Genomic DNA, 1,777 nt, shown 5'->3' with positions numbered 1-1,777 from the left:
AAAGGGGCCAATCGGCCCCTTTTTTATTGCGCCGATAACGGCCCTAATTGGCGAGGCGCTGTCTGACCGAGGCCAGTTTTACGCAGTTGACGAACACCTGCATCGCGCGGTCAATTTCCTCCAGCGAGGGCACGCTGGGTGCAATGCGGATATTGCGATCTTCTGGATCCTGGCCGTAGGGGAAGGTTGCGCCAGCCGGGGTGAGTTTTACACCGGCGTCGGCTGCCATCGACACAACTTGTTTTGCCAGGCCCGGCAGGGTATCCACAGAAATAAAATAGCCACCTTGGGGCGCTGTCCAGCTGAGCAGGCCGCTGTCGCCAATGCCTTCGTTCAGGTGTTTGAGTACGCTGTCGAAGCGCGGTTTTAGCACGGCGGCGTGTTGGCGCATGTGGTCAGCTAGGCCGTCGCTGTCTTTAAGCAGGCGGGCATGGCGCAACTGGTTGACTTTATCCGGGCCAATTTGGGTCATGCCCAAGTGGGCTTTAAAGGCTTTGAGGTTGGCGGCAGACATACCGACAAAGGCGACACCTGCGCCAGCGTAGGTGATCTTAGAGGTCGAGCCAAACAAGTACACGCTGTCTTCAGTACCCGCCTTGCGGGCCGCAGCCATCAGACTGGCCAGTTTGGGCGCGTTGTCGCTCAAACTGTGTACCGCGTAGGCGTTGTCCCAGAAAACGCGGAAATTGTCGCCGGCGAGTGTTGCCAGCTTGGCAATGCGCGCTACCACGTCATCGCTGTAAACAATGCCGGTGGGATTGCTGAAGCGGGGAACGCACCAGATGCCTTTGATGCTGGAATCGGCCTTCACCAAGCTCTCTACTTGGTCCATGTCCGGGCCGTTGTCGTTCATCGCCACCGGGATCATGTCGATGCCCAGGTGTTCGCATACGGAGAAATGACGGTCGTAACCGGGAACCGGGCAAAGAAATTTGACGGTATCGCCGCCTGCTTTCCAGCCTTTGCCGAGGTCGCCAAAGCCCATTTGTGATGCAAACAGTACCGCGAAATACATCAGCGTAAGGCTGCTGTTGCCGCCGATGAGAATCTCGTCTTCGTTGACGTCTAATACCGGCGCGAAAAGGCGCTTACACTCTGCTATGCCATCCAGGCCGCCGTAATTGCGCAGGTCGATGCCGCCGTCGTTGCTCAGGTCATTGCCGAGCACGCTGAGAATAGCGTCGGACAGGCTAAGTTGGTCGCTGCTGGGTTTTCCCCGTGTCAGGTCGAGGCTAAGCCCTGCGGCTTTATGCTGTTCGTACTCTGCGCTGAGAGCGCTTTCCCATTCGCGTAATTGTTCCGTAGATGCTTGGTCGAGTTGCAAGATCGTCACCTTAAAATGCACTAAGCGTTGGCTGGATAGTCGCGCGACACACTGGGTGTATCGAGGCCGCTTAGTATAACTGCTTTAACTAGTCGCAGTAAGGCACAGATCAAGGTCGATCGCTTTGGCCGCTGATTCCCGACATGCCGGAGGCAATGAGTCTGAGTTGGTGGAGCTCGTCAACCAGGGAGCGGGCGCTGTCGTCGTCGAGGTTGATGCGTTTGAGCCCGTCGAGCAGGCGCTGCTCTATATCACCGCCCATGTCTTTGGCTTTACGCAACAGTGCCCAGTCGCGGTGGGGCTTGATGTACCACAAGATGTCATCGACCAGGCCGAGGTTGCGGCGCAGGGCGTCGCTGTTACTGCCGTGGCGGAGCCAGTGGTAGAGCAAAATACTGGTCATCGGGCCGTACAGCAAATTGTCGACACTGGCGGGGAGCGTGGTGCCGTGGG

2 protein-coding genes are annotated in these 1,777 nt (G+C 57.7%); both read right to left on the bottom strand.

Features of this window, described 5'->3' with window-relative positions; all coding sequences use genetic code 11:
- Positions 1-43: 43 nt before the first annotated feature.
- On the bottom strand, positions 44-1,324 hold the full coding sequence (locus tag B3K78_RS08475) for an aspartate aminotransferase type Ic (RefSeq protein WP_286695110.1): 1,281 nt from the start codon (positions 1,322-1,324) through the stop codon (positions 44-46).
- A 109-nt stretch (positions 1,325-1,433) separates the two neighbouring features.
- A partial coding sequence (locus tag B3K78_RS08470; protein WP_286695109.1) for a DUF1631 family protein occupies positions 1,434-1,777 on the bottom strand: 344 nt, incomplete at its 5' end.

This window comes from Spongiibacter sp. UBA1325, from assembly GCF_002306875.1.
GTDB lineage: Bacteria > Pseudomonadota > Gammaproteobacteria > Pseudomonadales > Spongiibacteraceae > Spongiibacter > Spongiibacter marinus.
This window is presented reverse-complemented; position numbering and strand designations above follow the sequence as displayed.